Source organism: Homoserinimonas flava (assembly GCF_054969005.1).
On record NZ_JBUEQS010000004.1, the window covers coordinates 75,850 to 100,515 of the forward strand.

At 64.9% G+C, this 24,666-nt stretch carries 24 protein-coding genes and 1 tRNA gene; 10 read left to right on the plus strand and 15 right to left on the minus strand.

Going from position 1 to position 24,666, the window contains the following annotated elements:
* Positions 1–36: 36 nt before the first annotated feature.
* On the plus strand, positions 37–990 hold the full coding sequence (locus ACY48M_RS12520) for an ABC transporter substrate-binding protein (protein WP_462820626.1): 954 nt from the start codon (positions 37–39) through the stop codon (positions 988–990).
* 120 nt (positions 991–1,110) lie between these two features.
* The gene (locus ACY48M_RS12525) at positions 1,111–2,067 is read left to right on the plus strand and encodes an ABC transporter substrate-binding protein (protein ID WP_462820627.1); all 957 of its coding nucleotides are present in this window, start codon (positions 1,111–1,113) and stop codon (positions 2,065–2,067) included.
* A 78-nt stretch (positions 2,068–2,145) separates the two neighbouring features.
* Here ACY48M_RS12525 and ACY48M_RS12530 read toward each other — a convergent pair whose 3' ends face one another.
* From ACY48M_RS12530 to galT, 3 genes are read right to left on the minus strand one after another with little or no spacing between them, the layout of a single operon-like run.
* Complete coding sequence (locus ACY48M_RS12530) at positions 2,146–2,745, minus strand: phosphoribosylanthranilate isomerase (RefSeq protein ID WP_462820628.1); 600 nt, start codon at positions 2,743–2,745, stop codon at positions 2,146–2,148.
* Between the two features lie 4 nt (positions 2,746–2,749).
* Positions 2,750–3,907, minus strand: coding sequence for a galactokinase (gene galK, locus ACY48M_RS12535; RefSeq protein ID WP_462820629.1), 1,158 nt, complete (start codon positions 3,905–3,907; stop codon positions 2,750–2,752).
* A 30-nt stretch (positions 3,908–3,937) separates the two neighbouring features.
* The gene (gene galT / locus ACY48M_RS12540; protein ID WP_462820630.1) at positions 3,938–5,041 is read right to left on the minus strand and encodes a galactose-1-phosphate uridylyltransferase; all 1,104 of its coding nucleotides are present in this window, start codon (positions 5,039–5,041) and stop codon (positions 3,938–3,940) included.
* A 28-nt stretch (positions 5,042–5,069) separates the two neighbouring features.
* Between galT and ACY48M_RS12545 the strand changes: the two genes are divergently transcribed.
* The gene (locus ACY48M_RS12545) at positions 5,070–5,993 is read left to right on the plus strand and encodes an aldose 1-epimerase family protein (protein ID WP_462820631.1); all 924 of its coding nucleotides are present in this window, start codon (positions 5,070–5,072) and stop codon (positions 5,991–5,993) included.
* Positions 5,983–7,095, plus strand: a complete 1,113-nt coding sequence (locus ACY48M_RS12550) for a VIT1/CCC1 transporter family protein (protein WP_462820632.1) — start codon at positions 5,983–5,985, stop codon at positions 7,093–7,095. Before ACY48M_RS12545 ends, ACY48M_RS12550 begins: the two co-directional genes overlap by 11 nt.
* Here the strand turns inward: ACY48M_RS12550 and ACY48M_RS12555 are convergent.
* Entirely contained in the window at positions 7,052–7,963 is a 912-nt protein-coding gene (locus ACY48M_RS12555; protein ID WP_462820633.1) for an EamA family transporter, read from the minus strand. The two genes, ACY48M_RS12550 and ACY48M_RS12555, sit on opposite strands and share 44 nt — an antisense overlap.
* On the opposite strand from ACY48M_RS12555, the gene ACY48M_RS12560 reads away from it, so the two are divergent.
* The gene (locus ACY48M_RS12560; protein ID WP_462820634.1) at positions 7,962–8,498 is read left to right on the plus strand and encodes a MarR family winged helix-turn-helix transcriptional regulator; all 537 of its coding nucleotides are present in this window, start codon (positions 7,962–7,964) and stop codon (positions 8,496–8,498) included. The two genes, ACY48M_RS12555 and ACY48M_RS12560, sit on opposite strands and share 2 nt — an antisense overlap.
* Positions 8,499–8,580: 82 nt before the next feature.
* Positions 8,581–8,970, plus strand: coding sequence for a hypothetical protein (locus tag ACY48M_RS12565; protein ID WP_462820635.1), 390 nt, complete (start codon positions 8,581–8,583; stop codon positions 8,968–8,970).
* A gap of 48 nt (positions 8,971–9,018) precedes the next feature.
* Here the strand turns inward: ACY48M_RS12565 and ACY48M_RS12570 are convergent, their stop codons facing one another.
* The 4 genes from ACY48M_RS12570 to ACY48M_RS12585 all read right to left on the minus strand — a co-directional run bounded on the left by ACY48M_RS12570 (position 9,019) and on the right by ACY48M_RS12585 (position 12,436).
* A complete protein-coding gene (locus ACY48M_RS12570) occupies positions 9,019–9,495 on the minus strand; it encodes a hypothetical protein (RefSeq protein WP_462820636.1) in 477 nt (158 codons plus the stop codon).
* Positions 9,488–11,368 (minus strand): HsdM family class I SAM-dependent methyltransferase, encoded by a 1,881-nt coding sequence (locus ACY48M_RS12575; protein WP_462820637.1) that lies wholly within the window; start codon positions 11,366–11,368, stop codon positions 9,488–9,490. The genes ACY48M_RS12570 and ACY48M_RS12575 overlap by 8 nt, the downstream gene beginning before the upstream one ends.
* A gap of 163 nt (positions 11,369–11,531) precedes the next feature.
* Positions 11,532–11,604: transfer RNA gene (locus ACY48M_RS12580), tRNA-Lys, on the minus strand.
* 178 nt (positions 11,605–11,782) lie between these two features.
* On the minus strand, positions 11,783–12,436 hold the full coding sequence (locus tag ACY48M_RS12585; protein WP_462820638.1) for a fasciclin domain-containing protein: 654 nt from the start codon (positions 12,434–12,436) through the stop codon (positions 11,783–11,785).
* Between the two features lie 190 nt (positions 12,437–12,626).
* Between ACY48M_RS12585 and ACY48M_RS12590 the strand changes: the two genes are divergently transcribed.
* The 4 genes from ACY48M_RS12590 (at position 12,627) to ACY48M_RS12605 (ending at position 16,782) form a co-directional block, all read left to right on the plus strand.
* On the plus strand, positions 12,627–14,327 hold the full coding sequence (locus tag ACY48M_RS12590; protein WP_462820639.1) for a cytochrome c biogenesis protein DipZ: 1,701 nt from the start codon (positions 12,627–12,629) through the stop codon (positions 14,325–14,327).
* Positions 14,328–14,372: 45 nt separating this feature from the next.
* A complete protein-coding gene (locus ACY48M_RS12595) occupies positions 14,373–15,002 on the plus strand; it encodes a DNA-directed RNA polymerase subunit beta (RefSeq protein WP_462820640.1) in 630 nt (209 codons plus the stop codon).
* A gap of 389 nt (positions 15,003–15,391) precedes the next feature.
* Positions 15,392–15,985, plus strand: a complete 594-nt coding sequence (gene sigK / locus ACY48M_RS12600; protein WP_462820641.1) for an ECF RNA polymerase sigma factor SigK — start codon at positions 15,392–15,394, stop codon at positions 15,983–15,985.
* The gene (locus ACY48M_RS12605) at positions 15,982–16,782 is read left to right on the plus strand and encodes an anti-sigma factor (protein WP_462820642.1); all 801 of its coding nucleotides are present in this window, start codon (positions 15,982–15,984) and stop codon (positions 16,780–16,782) included. The genes sigK and ACY48M_RS12605 overlap by 4 nt, the downstream gene beginning before the upstream one ends.
* Before the next feature lie 77 nt (positions 16,783–16,859).
* Here the strand turns inward: ACY48M_RS12605 and ACY48M_RS12610 are convergent, their stop codons facing one another.
* The 7 genes from ACY48M_RS12610 to ACY48M_RS12640 all read right to left on the minus strand — a co-directional run bounded on the left by ACY48M_RS12610 (position 16,860) and on the right by ACY48M_RS12640 (position 24,616).
* Positions 16,860–17,477 (minus strand): GyrI-like domain-containing protein, encoded by a 618-nt coding sequence (locus ACY48M_RS12610; protein ID WP_462820643.1) that lies wholly within the window; start codon positions 17,475–17,477, stop codon positions 16,860–16,862.
* Positions 17,478–17,490: 13 nt separating this feature from the next.
* The gene (gene pstB, locus ACY48M_RS12615; RefSeq protein WP_462820644.1) at positions 17,491–18,270 is read right to left on the minus strand and encodes a phosphate ABC transporter ATP-binding protein PstB; all 780 of its coding nucleotides are present in this window, start codon (positions 18,268–18,270) and stop codon (positions 17,491–17,493) included.
* Positions 18,271–18,280: 10 nt separating this feature from the next.
* The gene (pstA, locus tag ACY48M_RS12620) at positions 18,281–19,351 is read right to left on the minus strand and encodes a phosphate ABC transporter permease PstA (protein ID WP_462820645.1); all 1,071 of its coding nucleotides are present in this window, start codon (positions 19,349–19,351) and stop codon (positions 18,281–18,283) included.
* Positions 19,351–20,298 carry a phosphate ABC transporter permease subunit PstC gene (gene pstC / locus ACY48M_RS12625; RefSeq protein WP_462820646.1) on the minus strand — a complete coding sequence of 316 codons (948 nt, stop codon included), beginning with the start codon at positions 20,296–20,298 and terminating at the stop codon, positions 19,351–19,353. Before pstC ends, pstA begins: the two co-directional genes overlap by 1 nt.
* A 14-nt stretch (positions 20,299–20,312) precedes the next feature.
* Positions 20,313–21,395, minus strand: a complete 1,083-nt coding sequence (locus ACY48M_RS12630; RefSeq protein ID WP_462820647.1) for a phosphate ABC transporter substrate-binding protein PstS — start codon at positions 21,393–21,395, stop codon at positions 20,313–20,315.
* 96 nt (positions 21,396–21,491) lie between these two features.
* Positions 21,492–22,439, minus strand: coding sequence for an NUDIX hydrolase (locus tag ACY48M_RS12635; RefSeq protein ID WP_462820648.1), 948 nt, complete (start codon positions 22,437–22,439; stop codon positions 21,492–21,494).
* Positions 22,436–24,616, minus strand: a complete 2,181-nt coding sequence (locus ACY48M_RS12640) for an RNA degradosome polyphosphate kinase (RefSeq protein ID WP_462820649.1) — start codon at positions 24,614–24,616, stop codon at positions 22,436–22,438. Before ACY48M_RS12640 ends, ACY48M_RS12635 begins: the two co-directional genes overlap by 4 nt.
* Positions 24,617–24,666: the final 50 nt, after the last annotated feature.

A 24,666-nucleotide genomic window follows, 5' to 3' on the forward strand; every position in this document is an offset into this window, starting at 1 on the left:
TCACTGCGATTAGAGACTGCGACCCGAAAGTCCCCAATGAAGAAGACGCTCGCCATCCTGACCGCGGCGATCACCGTGCCTGCGCTTCTTGCTGGCTGTGCGCCGCAGAGTGCCGGCGCATCCCAGGATGCCATCACGATCGGGGTCCTCCCCGGCGCTGATCTCACGCCCCTTTACCTCGGCGTCGAGGAAGGGTTCTTCGCGGCAGAAGGCATCAACCTCACCATCAACTCGCTCGCATCATCGAGTGCATCGGTGCTCACTGCAGTGTCAGAAGAAAAGTTCGATTTCGGCTACGCCGATATCGTCTCGATTCTCGCGGCGCAGGAGGAGGGACTCGGGGTGAGCCTTGTCAGCGGCGCCGCAGCCACGTCGGGCGACGTGCTTCACGACTATGCGGCGGTGATTGTGCGCGCAGACTCAGCGATTGATTCGCTCGACGACCTCCGATACCTCCACATGAGCGTCGATGCGACGGGCACGATCAACGACCTCGTCGCCCGCAGCGCTGTCCAGGCATCCGGTGCCGACCCGGAAAGCGTCATCTGGCACGAGATCCCATTTGTCGATGCGACAGAGCAGCTCAATGTAGGAGTCATCGACGCGGCATTTGTGGTCGAGCCGTTCGTCACCGAGGCGCGCCTCAATGGCTTCCGTGTGATCTCCTACCCGTATGCCGAGTTCGACCAGGACCTCACGGTGTCTGGCTATGTCGTGTCGGACGAGCTCAAGGCCGAGAATCCGGAACTCGTCGAGCGATTCCTCGCCGCCCTCGACGCCTCGCTCGCGCACGCGAAGTCTGATGTGCAGGCTGTGCGCGTCAATATCAGCACCTACATCGCCACCTCCGACACCAAGGTGATTTCGCTCCTCGCGCTTCCCAAGTTCACGAGGGAGATCGACGTCGACTCCACACAGAAGCTTGCGGATACGGCGGTCGAGCTCGGCTTGCTCGCCGCGGCACCGAACCTCGATGAGGCCCTGCCCTGACGTATGTTCGCTCCAGGTATGTCCCCCTGATTGGGGAACCCGCCGAGCTGAGCCGCGTGTGATGATGTGATCTGGATCGCTGGCGCTCCTGCACCCGACGAGTCGAACTCAGGAGAAGCAATGCGACGACCAGCTCAACGTACGGCCATCGCCGTCGCCGCGATCTCCACGCTCTTCCTCAGCGGGTGCTCCGTCGAGGCCGCAGCGGGCGGAAGCCTCACCCCGCTCACGGTCGGAGTGATCGCCGGTGCCGACGTTGCGCCCCTCTACGTGGGCCTCAACGAGGGCATCTTCATAGAGCACGGTATCGATCTCACGATCGACTCGTTCGCCGCGACCAGCTCGGACATCGTCACGGCCGTCGCCGACGGCCGCTACGACATCGGCTATGCCGACACCATTTCGATTTTCGCGGCCCGGGAGAGCGGCTCCGAGCTGCAAATTCTCAGCGGCGCAGCAGCCACCTCGGGCAACACTCGCGCCGACTATGCAGGGATCGTCACCCACCTCTCCGACATCAACGACGTCTCCGACCTCGCGGGGCGGAGACTTGCCATTGACGCGCTTGGCACCACGAACGAAACGGTGGCTCGGGCCGCGATTGACGCCGCCGGTGCCGACTCCTCCACCGTCACGATCGAGGAAGTGCCCTTCATCAATGCGCGACGCTCGCTCGCCGGCGGCATTGTCGACGCGGCCCTCCTCGTCGAGCCGTACCTCACGGCAGCGCGGCTCGACGGCCTCAAGGTGATTTCGTATCCCTACGCCGAGTTCGACGAGAACTTGACCGTCTCCGGGTATTTCTCATCGACGGCGACAATCGACAGCGAGTCGGGGCTCATGGACTCCTTCACTGCTGCACTCACCGCGGCAATCGAGCAGGCGAATGCTGATGAGCCCGCGGTGCGCACCAACATCAGCACCTATCTGAGCTCGGATGCGCGAGTCCGGACCAGGCTCACCCTCCCGGTCTTCTCCACAGAGATCGACCAAGAGTCGGCACAAGCACTCGCTGACGCGGCGCTCGGGTACGGACTTCTCGGCGGCGCACCCGACCTCGCCGAGTTGCTCCCGTAACGCCGAGTTGCTCCCGTAACGCCGAGTTGCTCCCGTAACGCCGAGTTGCTCCCGTAACGCCGAGTTGCTCCCGTAACGTCAGGCTTTCGCGGCCGCGATGAACTCGCGGATGAGTTCGCTCGACTTCACACCGGGGGCCGTTTCGACGCCGCTTGAGACATCCACACCCCACGGGGTCGCAGCGGCGATCGCCCCGGCGACGGTGGCGGGAGTGAGGCCACCGGCGAGAATCCAGCGGCCACCGACATCCGACAGCGTGAGCTCTGTCATCGACGCGTAATCCCACGAGGTGCCAGAGCCCGGCTTCGGGGCGTCAACAAGCAGCATGTTCTCGCCGAAGTTCTCTTCAAGCGTTGGGTCGTCGAAGGGCACGGCCCTGATGAGTGCCCGCCCGAGCGTTGTGAGTTTCGCGATCTCGGCCCGGCTGCGCCTGCCGTGCACCTGCACGGCGCTGACATCGGATGCCAAGGCGAGACGAATGATGTCGTCGACGCTCTCATCCCGGAACACGCCCACCGTCAGCGCGCGGTCGTCGGCGACCGCGACGAGCTCCCGTGCCGCCTGGGCGGTCACGAATCGCGGGCTCGGGGTGAGCACGAACCCAACGGCATCCGCGCCGGCGTCGATTGCGTCGAGGACGTGCTCGGGCTCGCGGAGGCCGCAGATCTTGACGAACATGTGGCTACTCTCTCACCGCTCCATGTGAGGCGTTCACAACAAACATGGTCGGCTGCCCGAAACTGTGCTCGGCGAACGCGCCGTCGATCGCCACCTGGATGCGGGAGATCGCATCGATCGGCGTGAGGGCGATCGCGGCGCCGCCGAACCCCCCACCGGTCATCCGAGCCCCGATCGCGCCATTCGCGTTCGCCGTTTCCACCGCGAGGTCGAGCTCGGGAACCGAGATCTCGAAGTCGTCGCGCATCGAAGCGTGTGAGGCATCGAGCAGGGCGCCGATTGCCGCCGGGCCGTGCTCGCGCAGCGCCCGCACGGTGTCGATCACCCGCTCGTTTTCGGTGATGACGTGCCGCACGCGGCGAAAGGTCACCTCGTCGAGCAGCTCGCGGGCACGGGCGAGGTCGTCGACGCTGAGGTCACGGAGCGACTCGACTCCGAGCATCCGCGCGCCCGTTTCGCAGGATTCGCGGCGTTCGGCGTAGCCACCGGTCGCGTGCGAGTGGCTGACGCCCGTGTCGATGATGACGAGGGCGAGGCCGGCGCGCTCGAACCCGAGATCGATGACCTCGGCGTCGAGAGTGCGGCAGTCGAGAAAGACGGCGGAATCCGTCTCGCCGAGGAGCGATGCCGACTGATCCATGATGCCGGTAGGGGCGCCGACGGCTTTGTTCTCGGCGAGCTGGCCGACGCGGGCGAGCGTGCGGCGGTCGAGCTCGAGGCGCCACACGTCGTTGAGGGCGAGCGCGACGGCACTCTCGATCGCGGCCGACGACGACAGGCCGGCGCCCACCGGCACGTCGGAGTCGATGTAGAGGTCAACGCCGGGCACGGCCCCAAGGTCGGCGCCGTGTTCACCGAGCGCCCACGCAACCCCGAGCGGGTAGGCGGCCCAGCCGCTGAGGCGCGACGGTTCGAGGTCGGCGAGGGCGATCTCGGCGACCTCGTCAGCGAAGGCGCTCGCAACCCGAATGACGCGGTCGTCTCGCAGGCCGAGCGCAACGACCGTGCGGCGGTTGATCGCAAACGGCAGCACGAAGCCGTCGTTGTAGTCGGTGTGTTCGCCGATCAGGTTGACCCGGCCGGGAGCAGACCAGACGCCGGATGCCTCGCCGCCGAACGTCGCGGTGAATGCCGCCCTGGCGTCGTCCCTGATGTCGCTCATGTGGTGCTCTTCTTTCGTATGGTTCGCACTTCACTCAACGGGCGCGGCCACGCGCGCCCGCTCGATGCCGTCCCGAATGAGTGCGGCGCTCTGCTCGGGGGCAACATCGCCGATCCACGCCCCCATCGCCGCCTCAGACCCGGCCAGGTACTTGAGTTTGTCGGCAGCCCGCCGCGGCGAGGTGAGCTGCAGTGACATCCGAATCTCGTCGCGTTTGACTGCGACCGGTGCCTGATGCCACGCGGCGATGTAGGGGGTTGGGGTGTCGTAGATGGCGTCGATGCCTCGGAGCAGTTCGAGGTAGAGGTGGGCGAGCTCGTCGCGTTCTGCTTCGCCTGTTGCTGCGAAGTCGGGCACGTGGCGGTGTGGCAGCAGGTGCACTTCGATGGGCCAGCGGGCGGCGAAGGGCACGAAGGCCGTCCAGTGCTCGCCGCTGATGAGCACGCGCTCTGAGGCGCGTTCGCGGTCGAGCAGCCGCTCGAACAGGTCGGGGCCGACTTCGTCGACCGCTGCGATGACTCGCTGCGTTCGCGGCGTGATGTAGGGGTAGGCGTAGATCTGCCCGTGCGGATGCGGCAGGGTCACGCCGATCTCTTGACCCCGGTTCTCAAACGGGAACACTTGGGCGATGCCTGGCATGGCGGAGATCTCCGCAGTGCGGTCGGCCCAGGCTTCGATGACGGTGCGGGCGCGCGATCGGGTCTGCGTGCCGAATGAGCCTTCGTGTTCTGGGCTGAAGCACACGACCTCGCAGCGGCCGAACGACGGTGCCGTGCGTTCGAGGCCGATTCTGGCAATCGCCGCCTCGCCCAGCTCAGGCCCGAAGGAGGGCGAGCGGTTCTCGAACACCGCGACGTCGTAGTTCGAGGGGATCTCGCTCGGGTTCTCGGGCGTCGCGGGGGCGAGCGGGTCTTGGTGCGCCGGGGGAAGGAAGACGCGATTCTGACGGGCCGCCGCGATGGAGATCCACTCTCCCGTGAGCACATCCTGTCGCATGGTCGCGGTCGGCGGCCTGGCGTCGAGCACACGCGCGTCGACCGCTCGGTCTGGCCCGAGCGTCGTGTCAACGTCGTCGAAGTAGATGAGATCGCGACCATCGGCGAGTGTTGTGACGGTCTTGGTGATCGCTGCCATTGCGTCCGTTTCGCTCTAGTCTGGAACCATGCGAGCGCCCACAGGAACACAGTTCGAATTGTCGGGGTCGTGGGGCGACCACAGCGCCAGGGCCATCATAACTGAGCTTGCTGCGGCCCTCCGGGGGTTGGAGATCGACGGCGTCGCGATCACCGAGCCGTTCGCCGAAACCTCGCTGCCCCCCTTTGGCTGCGGCATCGTGCTTGCCCCGTGGCCCAATCGTGTTCGCGACGGCGTGTGGACGCTCGACGGTGAGACCCAGCAGCTCGACCTCACCGAACCGGCACGCCACAACGCGATCCACGGGCTCCTCCGCAACACCCCGTACACGGTCGCCGAGCGATCGGATGCGGCGATCACTCTCGCCGCGACGGTGTTCCCGCAGCACGGCTACCCGTTCAGCGTCGACACGACCGTGCGGTACGAGCTCGTCGAGGGCGGGCTGCGTGTCACCCACACGGCGACCAACCGCTCGGATGCTGCGGCCCCGGTCGCGTTCGGGGTGCATCCGTTCTTCCGGCTCGGCGACGTGCCGGTCGAGGAGCTCGTGCTGACGATTGCCGCCGAAACCCGCTATGAGACGGATGATCGTCTCAACCTGGTGGGCGAAGTCGCCGTGCCGGGCACCGACTTCGATCTCAGCGACGGCCTGCCCGTCGGGGTGCTCGCGCTCGATGACGCCTTCGGTGGGTTGACGGAACGGGATGGCATCATCACGCACACGCTCGCGGCGCCGGATGGTCGCACGGTGAGCGTGTGGCAGGAATCGCAGTGGGGGTGGGTGCAGGTGTTCACGACCCGCGAGTTCCCGAAGGCCGATGGGCCGGGGCTCGCGGTCGCGATCGAGCCGATGACGGCGCCGCCAGACGCGTTCAACAGCGGCACCGGCCTGCGGTGGCTCGAGACCGACGAGACGATGACCGCCTCGTGGGGCGTCAACTATGCCGGCTGACGGCGAGCACTCGACGACAGCGCCGGAATCCGCCCACCGAACACCCGCCACTCGAGCGCAGATTCGACGCTGGCGCCGCTACCTCGCGGATGAGCGTGCCGAAGGCGCCGTCTATCGCGACCTCGCGGCCCGCAGACAGGGTGAGGAGCGCGCTATCCTTCTCGCGCTCGCCGAGGCTGAAGCGCGCCACGAGCAGCACTGGCTCGACCTCCTCGGCGACGACGCCGGGCCGTATCGAGACGGCGCCCTCCGCACCAGGGCGCTCGGGTGGCTCGCACGCCGGTTTGGCTCAGTGTTCGTGCTGGCGCTGGCGCAGCGCGCCGAGTCGCGGTCACCATATGAGGCGGATGCTGACGCGACCGCCGCGATGGCCGCCGACGAGCGCATCCATGGCGAGGTGGTGCGGGGTCTCGCCGCCCGTGGCCGGGCGCGGCTCTCCGGGTCGTTCCGCGCCGCCGTCTTCGGGGCCAATGACGGGCTCGTGAGCAACCTCGCCCTCGTCATGGGCATCGGGGCGACGGGGGTTGCCCCCGGCATCATCCTCGCGACCGGCATCGCGGGGCTCCTCGCGGGGGCCCTGTCGATGGCGGCGGGGGAGTATGTGTCGGTGCGGTCGCAGCGTGAACTGCTTGAAGCATCCGACCCGGATCCGCAGGCGGACCACGCGTTGCCCCACCTTGACGTTGACGCGAACGAGCTTTCGCTCGTCTATCGGGCGAGAGGCATGTCGCCCGAGGAGGCGGACGAGAAGGCCGGGAGGGTGATCGCGAACTTGCGGACCGACGCCACCGGTGATGTGCCGGTGCCGCGCTCCTATGAGGAGGTGGGCTCTGCCACGGGCGCAGCCTTCTCGAGTTTCTGTTTCTTCGCTTCGGGGGCGCTGCTGCCGGTGCTGCCATACCTGCTCGGCCTGGAGGGTGCCGTCGCGGTCGTCGCTTCGGCCGCGATTGTGGGCGTTGCGTTGCTGCTCACGGGCGGCGTTGTCGGGGTGCTGTCGGGCGGGCCGCCGCTGCAGCGGGCGCTTCGACAGCTCGCGATTGGCTACGGCGCGGCGACTGTCACGTATCTGCTGGGGCTGTTGTTCGGGACGTCTGTCGCGTAGGGCGATCCCTGCCGGTGAGCCGCGCGATGACCGGTTGCCCGAGCACGATGCCGCAGAGCACCAGTACCAGGCCGATGATCTGGCGCAGCTCGAGGGTTTCTGACGCAATCATTGTGCCGAGCAGCACGCCGACGACCGGGTTAAGCAGGCCGATGAGGCCCACCGTGCCGGCGCTGAGGTGGCGCAATCCGCTGAACCAGGCGACGTAGGCGAGCGCGGTCGCGACGACGGTGATGTAGGCGAATGCTGCGATGGCGGCGCCGTCGAGACTCGGCGGAGTGCCTTCGACGACCACCGCGATGGGCACGAGCACGAGACCGCCGGCGAGCAGCTGCCACGCGGTCGTCGCGACGAGATTCTGCGTGGTGTTCCACTGTTTGGCGAGGATGTAGCCGACCGAGGCGAGCATGATGGCGGCGAGCGAGGCGGCGACCCCGAGCGGGTTGATGCCGGATGCCCCGGCAAACACCATGAGGAACACCCCCGCGATGCCCAACCCGGCGCCGGCGAGTTGCAGCCCCCGCGGACGTTCGCGGATGATCGGCCACGCGAGCAGCATCATCGCCATCGGTGCGGTCGCCATGACGGTGGTGGCGATGCTGCTCGGCAGCAGTTGGGCGGCGACGTAGATGAGCGCGAAGAAGGCACCCATGTTGAGGGTGCCGAGCACGAACGAGCGCCACCACCACGAGCCGCGCGGGCGGCGCCGGCTGATCGCGAGGAGGATGAGCCCCGCCGGGAGGGCGCGAATTGCGGCGCCCCAGAGCGGGGTCTCTGCCGGGAGCCACTCCTGGGTGACGAAGTAGGTGGTCCCCCAGGCGATCGGGGCGATCGCGGTGACGAGCCCCCACCGCAAAGTAGTTTCCATGGAAGCAATAGTAGCTTACTGGGAAGCTATTGTGGAGGGCATGGTGGAAGCATCCGATCGGGTCGCACGCATTCGCGACGCCTGGAGAGTGGAACGCCCAGACCTCGACGTGACACCCCAGGGGGTCTTCGGGCGACTCAGCCGGCTCACGCAGCATGTCTCTGCCGAGCTCACCCAGGTGTATGCGCGGCACGGGCTCGGCGAAGGCGACTTCGATGTGCTCGCGACGCTGCGTCGCGCGGGCGAGCCCTTCGAGCGCACGCCGAGCGCACTCGCCGACCACACCATGGTGACCTCCGGCGCCATGACAAAACGCGTCGACCGCCTCGAACGCGCGGGACTCGTCAGCCGTCGCGCGAGCGACACGGATGGTCGTGGTCGCGTCATCGCCCTCACCTCCGCCGGCCGCGACCTCATCGACCGGGCCTTCACGGAGCACATCGCGAACGAGCACCGCCTGCTCGCGGTGCTCACGGCAGACGAACGCGCGCAACTCGAGGCCCTCCTCACGAAGTGGCTCGCCGAGTTCGAATAGTGCCTCGCACCCGTGTCATCCGTCACGCGTATGATCGAGCTCTCGCAGAGGCCGGCTGCTCCAGCACCATCAGGAGAGCGACATGGCACTACGGCACAGCGTGCAAGACGGCGTGGATGCTTCGGCCCGCGCCCGCAGCACCTACAGCCCCAACTGGCATCCGATCCTCGCCGCCGTCGAGCAGCATCCGGGGGAGTGGTGGATGCTCGACCAGTACGGTCGCCGCTACGCCATCGTGCGGCTGCTCGAGTGTGCCGGGGAGCGCGGCTACCGCGCCGTCACGGGCGAGGAGACCGACCGGCACCTCATCGGCTACTACCGCACGCTGCGGGGGGCGTGCGCGGCGGCGCACCTCGCGTTCGTGCGGGCGCACGGGCAGCCCGGCTCGGTGAATGGGGTGGGGCGCAAGGAACGGAACAGTCCGTCGCCGAACGCGGTGATGAAGTGGGACCGGTGGGGCTCAGGCAACTAAACCGAGAACGTCGTGGGGTTCGATGCCTTTGTTGCAGAGGGTTGTTTCCTACAGATTGCGAAGCGTCAGATTCAAGCTTGCAACGGCATCGGACTCCGCAGTCCAGATGTCTTCAGTGGGAGGCAAGTCTGCGGGGAGCTTCAGTCTTGCGATCCGCCGAAGTGACGTCTTGCGCCCGAAGCTGAATCTCCACGCGTGCAGCATGTTGAAAGCAGATGCAATACCCACAAGCTGGTGTGAACTGAGTTCCAATTTCGGCGTGCAGATGGTCAGCGAATCTCCCCCGTTCCCTTTTGGGAGGAAGCGCTCTAACTGGACCGTCGCGTCTCCCAGGCCCGAGATAGATAGGGCGGGCCCGTCGAACACTTTGTCGCCTACCTTGGCTGTGACGTAGCCGACGACTCCATTGTTGAGCATCGTGCTCGTGACGAAGGGCGTCGGGCCGGGTTCGTAGTCGTTGATGCCGCTCGACCGCGCAGCTTCGAACGTAAAGAGATCCTCCATCGCGACTAACTTGTCAGGCACTTAGGGCTTCCTCGTCTTTGGCTAATTGCGGTGCGCGCAATTTCTGAATGAGAATCTGGCGATAAGTTTCACGCACGTAGTCCTGGTACGAAACAGCGTCCAACGAAGCAACCCCCAGATGGACCTGTGGCAGCCACTCGCTGCTGTTGAGTGGGCTGAACTCGAGCTGGCCAGGCACGGCTGCGCTCTCGACGCCTGACAAAAACCATGTGCGAAGCGCATTCACGGTCGGACGAAGGAACTCCTTGAATTGAACGCCTCGTCGCTCCACACGGAATCCCTTGCGCTTTGTGAACCCGTCGTCCGTTAGACGGACCCAGGCAACACTTGACTCCTCTTCGTGTTTCGTGCCCTTTCGAAGAAACACACCAACAGTTTCCGCTGAAACTGGGTAGAACACGTCGGTCGGAAGAGCCATAACGCTAAGCAGCGTGTTGTGTTCCAGTAATTCTTTGCGCCAGTCGGAATAATCCGCGTCATACAGAATCGACGAGGGAAGAATTGCGAATAGCAACCCGTTAGGTACGAGCTGGCGAAGACCATGATCCACGAAGCGAGTTTCGGCTTCTTCGAGGTCGGGGAGTGCAAACGGCGGATTCATCATGACGCGAGTCACGGCGAGAGTTTCACTCTTCGGGACGTCTAGTCCGCGCTTAAAGCGGAGGGCTGAGTCGTCCTCCTCCTCGAGAATTAATCGATAGGGGAGCGATGAGTCAATCTTCAGATTGTGTTTGCCGTCGCCCCGGAAGTACATGTTGATGAAGGCGAGCGCGGCGATTTCGCCCGAGTGCTCGATCCCGTAGAGGTTAGAGATTGCGAACGCTTCGGCTTCTTTAGCGGTAGCTGAGCGCAGCACGCGGTTGAAAGCGGCGACCAGGAACCCAGCCGTGCCGACGGTGGGGTCATACACCACGTCATCCCGCGTGATCGCCATGGCCTCTGCTGCGAGCCAACAGATGTGCCTGGGAGTTAGGACGATCCCCAGGTCCTTACTTGAATTGCCGTACTTGAGGAAGCTTTCAAAGAACGCACCCAATACGTCGGCGCTTCGAGCTGTGTTCAGGAGGTCGTGTTCCTTCAGCTTCTTCAGTACATCGCTGAGCGCGTTGGCGAGTGCGGCAACGTTGTCGTTCTCCGGAAGAATCTGCAACGATTCCCACAGAGGCACTCGGTTCGCGTTCTCGAAGACGATACGGGCGCGAGTGCTAACGTCGGCGAGGAAGACCTTCGGCTCACCGGACATGCTGATGTTTGGGTCGCGTTCGAGAGCGAGCAGAAGGACTGCAACGAGCAACGCGCGACGTTCCTTCGGCACTTTGGCGGAGTGCAGTTTCTTGTTGATGTACTTCCCAACCTCGATTACCTCCGCGATCGTCATTGGTACGGCGCTTAGGTCTGCGTTCTCGGCGGATAGGATGCGAAGCGTTTCCTGCATCGTTAGAAACCCGTCGAAGTTCGTTCCTGCCTGAGTCACCATTTCCCAGGTGCCATCCTCAGCCAAGAAGGACGTGGCGACCTTGAACCCGCTTGTCGCAGTTCCAGCAACCCCTGTCGCAAATCGCACCGTCACGAGGTTGGAAGCCGCGTTTATTGCGTCCGCGTAGCTCTGAGCTTCAGAGAGCGACTTTCCAAACTGACGATGCGATGCCTTCGCTTCCACTACCCAGTACTGATTGTCGGTAATTCGCAGGACAAACTCGGGCTTTTGCAGACCAAGACCCTTCCGGATTTCCGCGTTGGCGAGACATTCGTTCTGTTCCCAGATCTGGCCTCGGGGGTCAGTGTTCGGATTCGCGTCATTCCAACCGGAAGCTACCAGTTGGCCCTTAATCCACGGGTATGCCCGATACTCCGAGGTTGTTTGCGCAGCCAATACCTCTCCTAAATGCTTGTAGGCCTGACAGTATCTCGGCCCGCCGACCTTGTCCCAGCAGGCTCGCCCATGGTTGCCCCAATCGCGCACAAGGAGAGGTCTGAGATGGAGGTGCGACAAGGGCGATCACTCACGAACCTCCCGTGTTCCGCGCAGTCAGTAGTGGGCCCGGCGAGGCTCGAACTCGCGACCCGCGGATTAAAAGTCCGATGCTCTACCAACTGAGCTACAGGCCCGTACCCGTCAAATCTACAGCCCCGAGACATCCGCCGCGCACGCTCGTGAGTGCCGAGTAGTTCACCCTCCGGGATCGCGGGAAGGTGAACTACTCGACACTCACGCCACGCGCACACACAAGACCGGCCCGCCATCGCTCTGGGGGCGATGACGGGCCGGTCGGCTGTGCGGTGGTGCTTAGGAAGGCATGAGCACTGCGTCGATGAGGTACACGGTGGCGTTCGCCGTCTGCACTCCACCACAGATCACGGTGGCGCCGTTGACCATGAGGTCGTCACCTTCGCCGGTCACCTCGACCATTCCACCCTGGACGGTGGTCTGCATTCCGGTGATCGCGTCAGGCGCGATCTGGCCGGGAACAACGTGGTAGGTGAGGATGTCGGTGAGCATCTGCGCGTTCTCCGGCAGTGCGAGCGACTCGACGGTGGCCGCGTCGAGTGCCGCGAAGGCGTCATCGACGGGGGCGAAGACGGTGAACTCGTCACCGTTGAGGGTGTCGACGAGGTTCACGTCGGGGTTGAGTTCACCCGAGACTGCGGCGACGAGCGTCGTGAGCAGCGGGTTGTTTGAGGCGGCGACCGCGACGGGGTCCATCGACATGCCGACGATCGAGCCGTCGCCATCCGGAACGGCGGTGGCGTAATCCTGGCAGCCGGAGCCGACGAGGTTTGCGGTGAGGTCTTCGTCTGTCGAGGGCGACTCTTCAGTCTCCATCTCTTCCATCTCTGCGGTGTCGTCCGAGGCGGTGTCCATGGTGCAGGCGGACAGGCCGAACATGGCGACGGCGGCGAGCGCCACAGCGGCCATGGGGGTGCGGTTCATGATTCGCATGATCTTCTCCTTCGTTGGGGATGCCGGAAGCCCGACCCGAGGCCACTGTGCTGTGGGCCTTCACAGTGGCGTTCGGCACCCTCCGCGAAATGGATTGGTGCGTTTGCATAATTTTTTTCCACCAATCCCGATCACCCCTCCGCGCCGAAGGGTATGTAGGCCGATCGCGCCGCAGACCCAGGAGGACACGATGCTGACACTCGCCCTGATAGGACTCGTTGGGGGGCTCATCACCGGCATTTCGCCGTGCATCCTCCCCGTGCTCCCGGTCATCTTTCTCAGCGGCGGCGTGCAGGGGGCCAACGGCGAGGAGCCGCGTGCTTCGCGCTGGCGGCCATACCTTGTCATTGCCGGGCTCGTCACGAGCTTCGCGACCTTCACTCTCCTCGGCTCGATCCTCCTTGCGCTCCTCAACCTGCCGCAGGACACACTCCGTTGGGCAGGCCTCGTCGTGCTCGTGCTCATCGGCATCGGTCTCATCGTGCCGAGGTTCGAGTCGATCCTCGAGAAGCCGTTCTCCTGGATTCCCAAGAAGGACGTCGGCACCGAACGTGGTGGCTTCGTGCTCGGTATTGCGCTGGGTGCCGTGTACGTGCCGTGTGCTGGCCCGGTGCTCGCCGCGATCACGGTCGCCGGTTCGACCGGTGAGATCGGCATCGACACGGTGGTGCTCACGGCGACGTTCGCGATTGGCGCGGCACTGCCGCTCCTCATCTTCGCGCTTGCCGGTCGTCGGGTTGCGCAGCGTGTGAAGTCGTTCCGCAAGCACCAGCGCGCCATCCGCGTCACCGGTGGTGTCGTCATGATCGCCCTCGCGATCGGTCTTGTCTTCAACCTGCCGCAGGCGCTGCAGCGCATCATCCCGGACTACACGAGTGTGCTGCAGGATGCGGTGGGCAACAACGAGCAGGTGACCGAGCAGCTCGATCTTGGTGGGCTTGTGAACGAGCAGAACAAGGATCTCGATCAGTGCACAAACGGCGCGACCGAGTTGGAGTCGTGTGGCACCGCCCCCGACATTCAGGGCATCACAGAGTGGTTCAACACACCCGGCAATGAGGCGATCGAGCTGGAGGAGCTCCGCGGCAAGGTCGTACTCGTCGATTTCTGGGCCTACTCGTGCATCAACTGCCAGCGGTCTATCCCGCACACGGTCGCCTGGTACGACTCGTATAAGGATCTCGGTCTTGAGGTCATCGGCGTGCACTCGCCGGAGTACGCGTTCGAGAAGGAGCCCCGCAACGTGAAGGCTGGTGCAGAGAACTTCGGCATCGAATACGCGGTCGCCCTCGACAATTCGCTCTCCACCTGGACCAACTACCGCAACCGGTACTGGCCCGCGCACTACGTGATCGACGCCGAAGGCACTGTGCGGCACATCAAGTTTGGTGAGGGCGGCTATGCCACCACCGAGGCGCACATCCGCGAACTGCTGGTGCAGGCAAACCCGGATGTCGAGTTGCCGCCCGCCACGGATGTCGCCGACGAAACCCCCACCGAGCGCACCACGCCGGAGACGTACCTGTCGCCGACGAAGGTGGTGAACTTTGGGGGTGAGGAGCGCTATTCGTCGCAGACGACATCGTTCGAGTTCCCCGACGACCTCGACAAGGACTCGTTTGCTCTCGACGGCGACTGGACGCTCACGACACAGTTCATCGAGCCGGAGGAGCGCGGCAGCATCCGCCTCAGCTACACGGCAGCGGAGATCCGCATGGTGCTCGCGGGCGAAGGCACGGTGACGGTGACGGTCGACGGCGAAGAGCGCGAATTCGAGGTGAGCGGCACACCGAACTCGTATCCGATCATCGATCCGGGCGACCTCGAGGAGGGCACGCTTGAGGTCGAGTTTGGCGCCGGAGTGCAGGCGTACTCGTTCACCTTCGGATGATCGGCTGACGCCGGTTGAGGAGGCGCGTCAGCGTAGGCTTGTCGGGTGGCTGAGGACTTTCACAAGCCGACCCTTTTCTCTGGGTCGCGATTCGACGAATTCCTGGGCGGGGACGACCCCGCCCAGGTGAGTCGCATCGCCCACGAAACCGCTGGCGCGCTGCTCAGCCGGGTGCGTGATGCCCCGGAGACCGACATCGTCGACCGGTTGGTCGCCTACACCGACGACCACGGCATCGACGCGATCGCGGAGCTGTGGTCGCGGGCGAGCCCCCGCAGCCTGCCCGGCGCACTGTGGGCGATCTACCTGCTCAGGGCGCTCACACGGCAGGATGCGGAGGAGTCGGCACTGCTCTACCGCCGCGGCAGCGAGATTGCCGTGACGATCGACCCCGTTGTGGCGGGCGCGACCGCCCCGACCGGGCCGGCGGAGATCACGGCGCTCGCCGACCAGATTCTTCGCGGACTTTTTGAGGGCGATTTCGCGGTGGCCCTTGAGCGGGCAGCCGCGTTCTGCCGCATCATTTCGCTTGGCGCGACGAGCATCGCCGACGACCAGGAGGTGCCGTCGCCCGAGCGGGCGACCGCGCTCACGACGAAGGCGTCGCGCCTGGCGCACATGGCCGCCGAGCTGGCGACCTGCGCCAAGCTGTGGCGCGGGGGTGCCCTCGACTAACGCCCCCGTGGGTCGTGACCGGATGCTTCGGTGCCCCGTTCGCCGAGAGCGTGCGGCCTCAGCTTGGGTGCCCAGCGGGTGGCGGCTACACTCGTTCGAGCCGGGCCGCAGTAACCCCGGGCTCCAATATTTGCCGCTCCGAGCGGCCTCGCGCCGAGAGGCGTTTCTGCGGCCTGGCATTCTCAGCGGCCGCGCATCCCCCGTCGCCCGGTTTCGTGTTGCCCAACTCGCGCCGATGCATCCGCGCTGACCAATCCGTTGCGGTGTCCGCTCCGAACCAATGATGTGACCGGAATCCGACTCGCTCGAGGACCGGGCCGAAGGTCTGTTCGCCGACCTACCACCGCGGGTGTGCGGTGGGGTGAACGCCGCGGCTCCGGAAGTTTGGCATGCTGGGGGTTGTGACCGCCGATATCGAGAGGGCCGCTGCGCAGCAGTCGGAACTCGTTTCGGCGATCCTCCGGCGCGTTGCCGGTGGCGACCAGAGCGCTTTCGCAGAGCTCTATGACCTCACCGCGGCGCGTGTGCTCGGCTTGATCCGCCGGGTTCTGGTCGACCATGCGCAGTCTGAAGAGGTTGCACAGGAGGTGTTCCTCGAGATCTGGCAGACGGCCCCGAGGTTCGATTCGACGAAGGGAGCTGCCATGACCTGGATTATGACCATGGCGCACCGTCGCGCGATCGACCGCATCCGTTCGTCCCAGTCGGGCCGTGACCGCGACCTGGTCATCGGCATCCGTGATCTCGGCACGCCCTACGACGAGGTCGCCGAGACGGTTGAAACGTCGGTCGAGCATGAGCGGGTGAGGGTTGCCATGGCGCAGCTTTCCGACCTGCAGCGCGAGGCCGTGAGCCTCGCCTACTACGGTGGGCTCACGCAGACCGAGGTCGCCGAGGCGCTCAGTGTGCCGCTCGGCACCGTCAAGACCCGCATCCGTGATGGGATGCTCCGATTGCGCACAGAACTGGGGGTGGCGTCATGAGTGAACACCGCAATCCCGACGAGCTCGCCGCCGCCTACGCCCTCGGCGCCCTGAACGACGACGAGCGCGCCGAATATGAGGCCTGGCTTTCGGCGAACCCGGATGCTGCGGCCGATGCATCCGCGTTCGCTGAGGTCAGTGCGGCGCTCGGAGCGGCCACTGAGCCTGCCCAACCGAGTGCGGATTTGCGGTCCCGCCTGCTTGCACAGGTCGCGGTGACCCCGCAGCAGGCGCCTCTCGAGCCGGTTGCCGATGCAGCCCCGACTGCCGAGCCTGTCTCGGCGGCTGACGCAGGCCCAGTCGCCGGCCCTGCCGAGCAGCGCGCCCGCGCGCGGTGGACGCGCAGCCCGGCCACGCTTCTCGTCGCTGTGGCCGCAGCTGTCTTGCTTTTCGTTGGCGGCGGTGTGGTCGGCAGCATGATTTCGCAGAACAACTTCGAGGTTTCGCAGGCGACGGCACTCGCCGAGATCCAGTCTGCGTCTGATGCGCAGGAGGCGGTCGCGCAGCTGTCGGATGGCAGCACGGCGACGCTCATCTGGTCGCTCGAGCAGCGACGTTCGGCGGTGCTGATCGACGACTTGCCCGAGTTGCCCGCCGGCCAGACCTACCAGCTTTGGTACATCGGCGACGGCGGCGCGATTCCGGATGGCACGTTTGAGCCCGCGCAGGATGGCAAGACGTGGCGTGTGCTCGACGGCCTCATGACGGGCGGTGACGCGGTCGGCATCACGGTGGAGCCGGAGGGTGGTTCCGAGCAGCCGACGACCGAACCCATCGTGATCATCGAGAGCGCCTAACGCCGGTTGAGTAGCGAGCGCCAGCGAGCGTATCGAAACCCCCACGATTCCCCGGTTTTGATACTTCCCCAGCGGGCTTACCCAGCGACAACCGGCTGCCGCAGAATGGTCCGCTGCTTCTCCGGTGCAACCTTTCGGGTGTCGCTGAGATAGATCTCATGGTGCTCGCCGGTCATGCGCAGGCCGTGGTGCGGGATAAATTCGTTGTGAAGTGTTTCGAGCAGCGTGGTTTCGTCATCGAACGCGCCGACGTGCAGGGTCTGTACGCAGCGCCCCTCCGCCAGGGTTTCGAGGCGAAGCTGCCCAAGTCGCGGCAGATTCTTCTCCTGTACCCGCTCGATCGCCGCGTCGAACATCGCGCGGTCGATCCAGTCGGGCACCATCAGCAGGAGGGTCCAGTCCCACTGCGACTTGTCGCGGGCCGCGGTGAACGACGCCATGTCGTCCGCCCACCAGAGTCCTTCGAGTGGGCTCACCACGTAATCCTGGTCGAGCTCGCGCTTGCTGGCGAACTTCAGGGCGTAGGCGACCGGGTAGAGCGTCTCGATCGCTTCGGCGAACTCGGGTGAGGTGTTCGGGTCGCCGTGACCGTCGATCATGAGGTACTGCATGGGCGGCACATCGATGACTCTGATCTCGCCGAGCTTGGCTCGGTACGAGTCGAGGGTCTTCTTGAAGTCGACTTTGCCGCTCACGCGGGCGAGGATATCAGCCGAATTTGCCGGAGACGTAGTCTTCTGTCGCCTGCACGGACGGCTTCGAGAAGATCGTGTCGGTGTCGTCGTATTCGATGAGCTTGCCGGGGTGTCCGGTGCCGGCGATGTTGAAGAACGCCGTGCGGTCGGAGACGCGCGAGGCCTGCTGCATGTTGTGCGTCACGATCACGATCGTGTATTCGGTCTTCAGCTCTTCGATGAGGTCTTCGATCGCGAGCGTCGAGATCGGGTCGAGCGCGGAGCATGGTTCGTCCATGAGCAGCACGTCGGGGGAGACGGCGATGGCGCGGGCGATGCAGAGCCGCTGCTGCTGACCTCCCGAGAGCCCCGATCCCGGGCGATCGAGGCGGTCTTTGACCTCGTTCCACAAGTTGGCGCCGCGGAGTGACCGCTCGGTGAGGTCGTCAGCATCCGACTTGGAGATGCTGCGGTTGTTGAGCTTGACCCCCGCGAGCACGTTCTCTTTGATCGACATGGTCGGGAACGGGTTGGGGCGCTGAAACACCATGCCGACCTGGCGGCGCACGAGCACGGGGTCGACTCCGGCACCGTAGAGGTTGCTGCCGTCGATGAGCACTTCACCGTCGACGTAGGCGCCTGGAATGACCTCGTGCATGCGGTTGAGCGTGCGGAGAAAGGTCGATTTGCCGCAACCGGACGGGCCGATGAATGCGGTGACGCTGCGCGGCTCGATGTTGAGCGTGATGCCTTCGACGGCCTTGAACTTGCTGTAGTAGACGTCGAGGTCGCGTACTTCGATGCGTTTTGACACTGTGTTCCTTCTAGCGGCCGGTCTTGGGGGCGAAATAGCGGGCGATGAGGCGGGCGATGAGGTTGAGTGCCATGACGATGAGGATGAGGGTGAGCGCTCCGGCCCAGGCCCGGTCGATTGAGTCTTGCGGCACCGTGCCCTGGCTCACGTACTGGTTGTAGACGAGCACCGGCAGGCTCTGCATGCGACCTTCGGTGAGGTTGTAGTTGAGGTTGTTGGTGAAGCCGGCGGCGATGAGTAGCGGTGCGGTTTCGCCGATCACACGGGCGATGGCGAGCGTCACACCGGTCATGATTCCGGCGATGGATGTCGGCAGCACAACCTTCATCACGGTGAGCCATTTCGGCACGCCGAGCGCGTAGGCCGCTTCGCGAAGTTCGTTGGGCACGAGCTTGAGCATGTCTTCGCACGAGCGCACGACGATGGGAATCATGAGCACGGCGAGTGCGACGGCGCCGGCAATGCCGAGTTTGATGCCGGGCCCGAAGAAGATCGCGAAGACCGAGTAGGCAAAGAGCCCGGCAACGATCGAGGGGATGCCGGTCATGACATCGACGAAGAAGGTGATGGCGCGTGCGAGCGGACCGCGCCCGTACTCGACGAGGTAGATCGAGGCGAGCAGGCCGATCGGCACCGAGATCACAGCGGCGGTGAGGGTCATGAGGAGGGTGCCGACGATGGCGTGCACGATACCGCCGCCGGAGCCCAGGATATTGCGCATCGAGTATGTGAAGAACTCGAGGTCGAACCGGGCCGTGCCATTGGCGACGACCGTGTAGAGGAGCGAGATGAGGGGGAGGAGGGCGACCACGAACGCGCTGACGACGAGCGCCGTAACGAGCCGATCTTTGGCTTTGCGAGCCCCCTCGATGAGGAGGGAGATCGTGTAGATGCCGGCCATGTAGAGCAGCGCCGACACGAGGATGGCACCCACGATGTTGAATGAGCCATCGTCGGCCTGGCCGATGAGCCAGAAGCTGACGACGGAGATCACGAGGGCGCCGGCGAGCACGAACCAGGGGGTGTATTTGCCGAGGATGCCGGAGGCGTAAGGGTTTGCGGCCAGAGTGGAGTTCGTCATCAGTTGGCTCCCGAGAACTCTTTGCGGCGATTGATGATCCATCGGGCGATCATGTTCACGACAAGGGTGATGGCGAAGAGGATGAGGCCGGTTGCGATGAGGAGGTTGATGTTGAGCCCGAACGCTTCGGGAAAGCTGAGGGCAATGTTTGCAGCGATCGTGCCGGGGTTCGATGAGGTCAGCACGGCGAGGGTGATGCCACCAGAGGCAGACAGCACCATCGCGACGGCCATCGTTTCACCCAGTGCACGGCCGAGCCCGAGCATGGAGGCGCTGATGATGCCGGGCCTGCCGAAGGGGAGCACGGCAGTGCGGATCATCTCCCAGCGCGTGGCGCCGAGGGCGAGCGCCGCTTCTTCATGCAGCACGGGGGTCTGCAGAAACACCTCGCGGGTGAGGGCGGTGATGATCGGGAGGATCATGACGGCGAGCACGATCGACGCCGTGAGGATCGTGCGACCGGTGCCGGATGCCGGCGGCGCGAACAGGGGAATCCAACCGAGATTCTCGGTGAGCCACGTGTAGAAGGGTTGCACGGCGGGCGCGAGCACGTTCGCCCCCCACAGCCCGAACACGACGGATGGCACTGCCGCGAGCAGGTCGATGATGTAGCCGAGCCCGGCGGCGAGCCTCCGCGGCGCGTAGTGCGAGATGAAGAGCGCGATGCCGATCGCCACTGGCACGGCCATGGTGAGGGCGAGGGCCGACGACCAGAGGGTGCCGAAGACGAGGGGGAGCACGTAGCTTCCGAATGCTTCGCCCTCGAGGATCTGGACGTCGTCGGGGTCGCTCGTCAGCGCCGGCACGCTCTCGATGATGAGGAAGGCGGCGACGAGCGCGAGGATTGCGAGAATGAGAGCACCGGCGGTGAGCGCGGTGGTGGAGAAGATGCGGTCGCCGAGCCGAAGCTTGGCCTTGATTTTCGGGTAAGTCGACTGTGTGGTCATCTAAATATCCCCCGTCAGCCGATGCGCTCGACGGCGGCGGATGCCCGTTCGAAGAGCCGCTCCGAGATGGGGGCCGAACCGGCGTGGTCTGCCGCGGCGAGTTGCCCTTCGTCGCTGATGACGTATTCGAAGTAGGCCTTCACCAGCTCGGCATCGTCTTTGTCGACGTAGTCGATGCATCCGATGAGGTAGCTCAGCAGCACGATCGGGTAGACCCCCGCTTCGGTCGAAGTTCGGTCGATTTCGACGGCGAGGTCGCTGTCTGCGCGACCTTCGCCGATCGGCGAGACATCCACGATTGCGGCAGCGGCCTCCGAAGAGTAGGGCACGAATTCGTCTCCCACCTTCACCGAAACGACACCGAGCTCACCGACGCGGGAGGCGTCGATATAGGCGATCGTGCCAGAGCCGTTGCTCACGGTGTCGACCACGCCAGAGTTGCCCTGTGCGGCCTCGCCTCCTTCGAAGGGCCACACGCCGTCTTCTTCATAGGGCCACACCTCGGGTGCTGTTGCGTGGAGATACGACGTGAAGTTCTCGGTGACGCCGGAGTCATCGCTGCGATGCACGGGGGTGATCACCTGGTCGGGAAGGTCGACCTCAGGGTTCAGCGCAACGATCGCGTCATCGTTCCACCGGGTGATGTCCCCAGCGAAGATGCCAGCGATCGTCGCTGCATCCATGTTGAGTTCGTCGATCCCATCGAGGCTGAAGGCGATCGCGATGGGGGAGATGTACGCGGGGATTTCGACGATGTCGCTCCCAGGAGTGCACGCCTCGAACGGCGACTCCTCGAGCTCTTCTAGCGTGTAGGCCCGATCCGACGCGGCAAACGCGGTGCCGCCAGCGATGAACATTTCACGACCGGCACCCGATCCGGCCGGGTCATATTCGACCGTCGCCCCCTGATTGATGGTCTGGAACCCCACGATCCAGGCTTCTTGTGCAGACTGTTGTGCGCTCGAGCCTCCGCCGATCACGATGCCGGAGACTCCGGTGGCGGTGCCGGGGAACGCCTCATTCACCGCGCACGATGTCAGTGCCAATGCTGCGACGATGGCCGACAGTGCCGCTATGCGACGTCGAACTCGTGTCACCGGGTGCCCTCAAGAATCACCTGTACAGGCTAACGACTTTTTTGCGTGGACCCGCGCGATGCCCGCCCATGCGACGGCGTCAGTGTCAGAGCGCCGCTAGGCCGGCCCGTGCATCTCGATCGCGACGATTCCGGCGTCGGGTCGCTCGGCCGCAAGGTGCAGCACGGTGAACGCTCCCGTCTCGAGCATTCCGGAGGCCCTGACGGATCGATCGGCCTGCGTATTGCTCTGCCTCGCCACCTCGGCCACGATCTCGGGAAGCACGGGGCCGTGACTGCACAGCACCGCGGTGACGCGCTTCGCGAGCCGCTTTGTGACGATGGCCGCGACATCCCCACCGCCCTGCTCCCACGCGTCTTGACTGATCTTGTGCGTCGACTTGATCGAGAGGCCGGTGAGGGTTGCGATCGGTTTGATTGTCGAGACACAGCGCACAGCACTGCTCGAGAGGAGCTTCTTCGGGCGGTAGGCGGCGATCGCTTTCGCCGCCTGCTTGGCCTGCTCCACGCCGGCGGGCTGGAGCGGTCGTTCGGCATCAACGCCGGGGAAGGTGTGCGGGGGCATGGCCTTGCCGTGTCGGAGTGCGATGATCGCAAACGTTCGGAGTGTGTCGTTGCCGACGCGAGCCTGAAAGCGCTCGAGCACGGCACGATCGTGCGGGTAGGTCAGCGCCTTGTGCGCCTTCTTGAGCGTGAGCCACTCGAGCCTGGCTATCTCGTCGTTCGGTGCAAATGTCGATGCAGCGTGTGTGCTGTCATCGACTTCGGCCGTCCAGTAGTGCACGATCTTTTCGCGTCCGCCCGGCAGCTTGTACTCGGTCGTGCCGAGTGGTGCACCGAGTGCGATGGCGAGGCCGGTCTCCTCGGCGATCTCTCGCACCGCCGTCTCCTGCAGGCTCTCGCCGGCGTCGACCTTGCCTTTTGGCAGGGAGACATCGCCGTGGCGATCACGGTGCACGAGCAGCACACGAATTCTGCCGTCGATGATGCGCCAGCACAGGGCGCCGGCGGCGATGACGGGGGGCGGTGCCGACTCGGGCGTCACCGGGGGCCGCTCGGGCGTCGGCGGGAGGTCACAGACGTCATGACGACATTCTGCATGTCGCTGAGCGGCGCACCTTCGGCATCAAGGTGTTGACGCACCCATTCGCCGTCGCTCTCGAGATACCACGATGAGGTTTCGGTCGACATCGCGAGGTCGAGGAGTCCGCTCACGCGGTCGAGGTGCTCCGGGTCGACGAGGCGCACGAGGGCTTCGATGCGGCGGTCCAAGTTGCGGTGCATCATGTCGGCGCTCCCGATGAAGACCTGCGGGTCGCCGTCGTTCTCGAACCAGAAAATGCGTGAATGCTCGAGGTACCGCCCGAGCACAGAGCGCACGCGGATCGTTTCGCTGAGCCCCTCGACCCCGGGCCGGAGCCCGCAGATGCCGCGCACGACGAGGTCGACGGGCACGCCCGCCTGGCTCGCACGGTAGAGGGCGTCGATGATTTGCTCGTCGACGATTGAGTTGAGCTTGATGCGGATGCCGCTGCGCTTGCCTGCGACCGCATTGGCTCGCTCGGCTTCGATGCGCTTGAGCAGGCCTTTGCGGAGGTGGAGGGGGGCGACGAGCAGGCGCTTGAACTTCTTCTCGATGGCGTAGCCGGAGAGCTCGTTGAAGAGGCGGGTGAGGTCTTTGCCGACGACCGGGTCGGCGGTAAAGAGCCCGAGGTCTTCATAGACGCGGCTTGTCTTGGGGTTGTAGTTGCCCGTGCCGACGTGGCTGTAGTTGCGGAGGGTCCCGTCTTGTTCTTGCCGCACGACAAGGGCGAGCTTGCAGTGCGTCTTGAGGCCGACGAGACCGTAGACGACGTGGACACCGGCCTTTTCGAGCTTGCGTGCCCACGAGATGTTTGCCTGCTCATCGAAGCGCGCCTTGATTTCGACGAGCGCAAGCACCGCCTTGCCGGCTTCGGCCGCGTCGATGAGCGCTTCGACGATGGGGCTGTCACCGCTCGTGCGATAGAGGGTCTGCTTGATGGCGAGCACGGCGGGATCCGCTGCGGCCTGCTCCAAAAACGCCTGCACGCTCGTGCCGAACGATTCGTAGGGGTGGTGCACGAGCACATCGCGACGCGCGATTGAAGCGAAGATGTCTGGCTCGGCGCCGGGCTCGGACGGCATGAGGGCCGTGCTCGTGGTCGGCACATGCTTGCGGTATTTGAGCGTCGGACGGTCGATCTTGAACACTTCGAACAGGCCGCCGAGGTCGAGTGGTGCCGGCAGGCGGTACACCTCTTGCTGCGTAACACCGAGTTCGCGCACGAGCAGCTCGAGGGTGCGCTCATCCATGTCGTCGCTGATCTCAAGCCGGATGGGCGGGCCGAAACGGCGGCGCAACAGCTCGCGCTCGAGGCTCTGAATCAGGTTCTCTGACTCGTCTTCCTCAACCTCGACGTCTTCGTTGCGGGTGACGCGGAACTCGTGGTGGTCGAGAATCTCCATGCCGGGGAACAGGTCGCCGAGGTGGTTTGAGATGAGGTCTTCGAGCGGAATAAACCGCAGCAACCCTCGCTCATCATCCGGCAGTCGCACGAAGCGCGGCAGGATCGTCGGCACCTTGATGCGGGCGAACTGCTCTTTGCCGCTCTTGGGGTGCCGCACGCGCACCGAAAGGTTCAGCGAGAGGCCAGAAATGTATGGGAACGGATGCGCGGGGTCGACCGCGAGCGGCATGAGCACCGGAAAGATCTGCGCGGAGAAGATCTCGGCGACCCGATCGCGATCCTCCTGGTCGAGGTCGGTCCACGACTCGATATGGATGCCGGCTTCATCGAGGGCGGGCTTGACGATCTCTTTGAAGGCAATCGAATGGCGCTCCTGCAACTCGTGGGCCCGCAGGCTGATGCTGGCGAGCACGTCGGCGGGCGCCCGGCCGATGTTTGTCGGCACCGCGATGCCGGTGGCGATGCGGCGCTTGAGGCCGGCGACACGCACCATGAAGAACTCGTCGAGGTTGCTCGCAAAGATGGCGAGAAAGTTCACGCGTTCGAGCAGGGGGAGCGTGGCATCCTCGGCCAACTCCAACACTCGCGTGTTGAACGCGAGCCAGCTCAGTTCGCGGTCAAGGTACCGCTCGGCGGGCAGCGTTCCGTCGTCAACCCACGCCGAGTCGTAGTCGTCATCGTCGAGGCTGTCGGTAGCCAGGCCGGTGTCATCAATGAAGGTGTCGCTGTCCATCGGCCAATCTTGGCACCCCCACCTTGCCAATTGGTAAACACGCGTGGTGG

Coding starts and splice junctions, on each gene's coding strand:
- ACY48M_RS12520 (WP_462820626.1), top strand. CDS start 37: ATGAAGAAGACGCTCGCCATCCTGACCGCGGCGATCACCGTGCCTGCG.
- ACY48M_RS12525 (WP_462820627.1), top strand. CDS start 1,111: ATGCGACGACCAGCTCAACGTACGGCCATCGCCGTCGCCGCGATCTCC.
- ACY48M_RS12530 (WP_462820628.1), bottom strand. CDS start 2,745: ATGTTCGTCAAGATCTGCGGCCTCCGCGAGCCCGAGCACGTCCTCGAC.
- galK (WP_462820629.1), bottom strand. CDS start 3,907: ATGAGCGACATCAGGGACGACGCCAGGGCGGCATTCACCGCGACGTTC.
- galT (WP_462820630.1), bottom strand. CDS start 5,041: ATGGCAGCGATCACCAAGACCGTCACAACACTCGCCGATGGTCGCGAT.
- ACY48M_RS12545 (WP_462820631.1), top strand. CDS start 5,070: ATGCGAGCGCCCACAGGAACACAGTTCGAATTGTCGGGGTCGTGGGGC.
- ACY48M_RS12550 (WP_462820632.1), top strand. CDS start 5,983: ATGCCGGCTGACGGCGAGCACTCGACGACAGCGCCGGAATCCGCCCAC.
- ACY48M_RS12560 (WP_462820634.1), top strand. CDS start 7,962: ATGGAAGCAATAGTAGCTTACTGGGAAGCTATTGTGGAGGGCATGGTG.
- ACY48M_RS12555 (WP_462820633.1), bottom strand. CDS start 7,963: ATGGAAACTACTTTGCGGTGGGGGCTCGTCACCGCGATCGCCCCGATC.
- ACY48M_RS12565 (WP_462820635.1), top strand. CDS start 8,581: ATGGCACTACGGCACAGCGTGCAAGACGGCGTGGATGCTTCGGCCCGC.
- ACY48M_RS12585 (WP_462820638.1), bottom strand. CDS start 12,436: ATGCGAATCATGAACCGCACCCCCATGGCCGCTGTGGCGCTCGCCGCC.
- ACY48M_RS12590 (WP_462820639.1), top strand. CDS start 12,627: ATGCTGACACTCGCCCTGATAGGACTCGTTGGGGGGCTCATCACCGGC.
- sigK (WP_462820641.1), top strand. CDS start 15,392: ATGCTGGGGGTTGTGACCGCCGATATCGAGAGGGCCGCTGCGCAGCAG.
- ACY48M_RS12605 (WP_462820642.1), top strand. CDS start 15,982: ATGAGTGAACACCGCAATCCCGACGAGCTCGCCGCCGCCTACGCCCTC.
- pstA (WP_462820645.1), bottom strand. CDS start 19,351: ATGACGAACTCCACTCTGGCCGCAAACCCTTACGCCTCCGGCATCCTC.
- pstC (WP_462820646.1), bottom strand. CDS start 20,298: ATGACCACACAGTCGACTTACCCGAAAATCAAGGCCAAGCTTCGGCTC.
- ACY48M_RS12640 (WP_462820649.1), bottom strand. CDS start 24,616: ATGGACAGCGACACCTTCATTGATGACACCGGCCTGGCTACCGACAGC.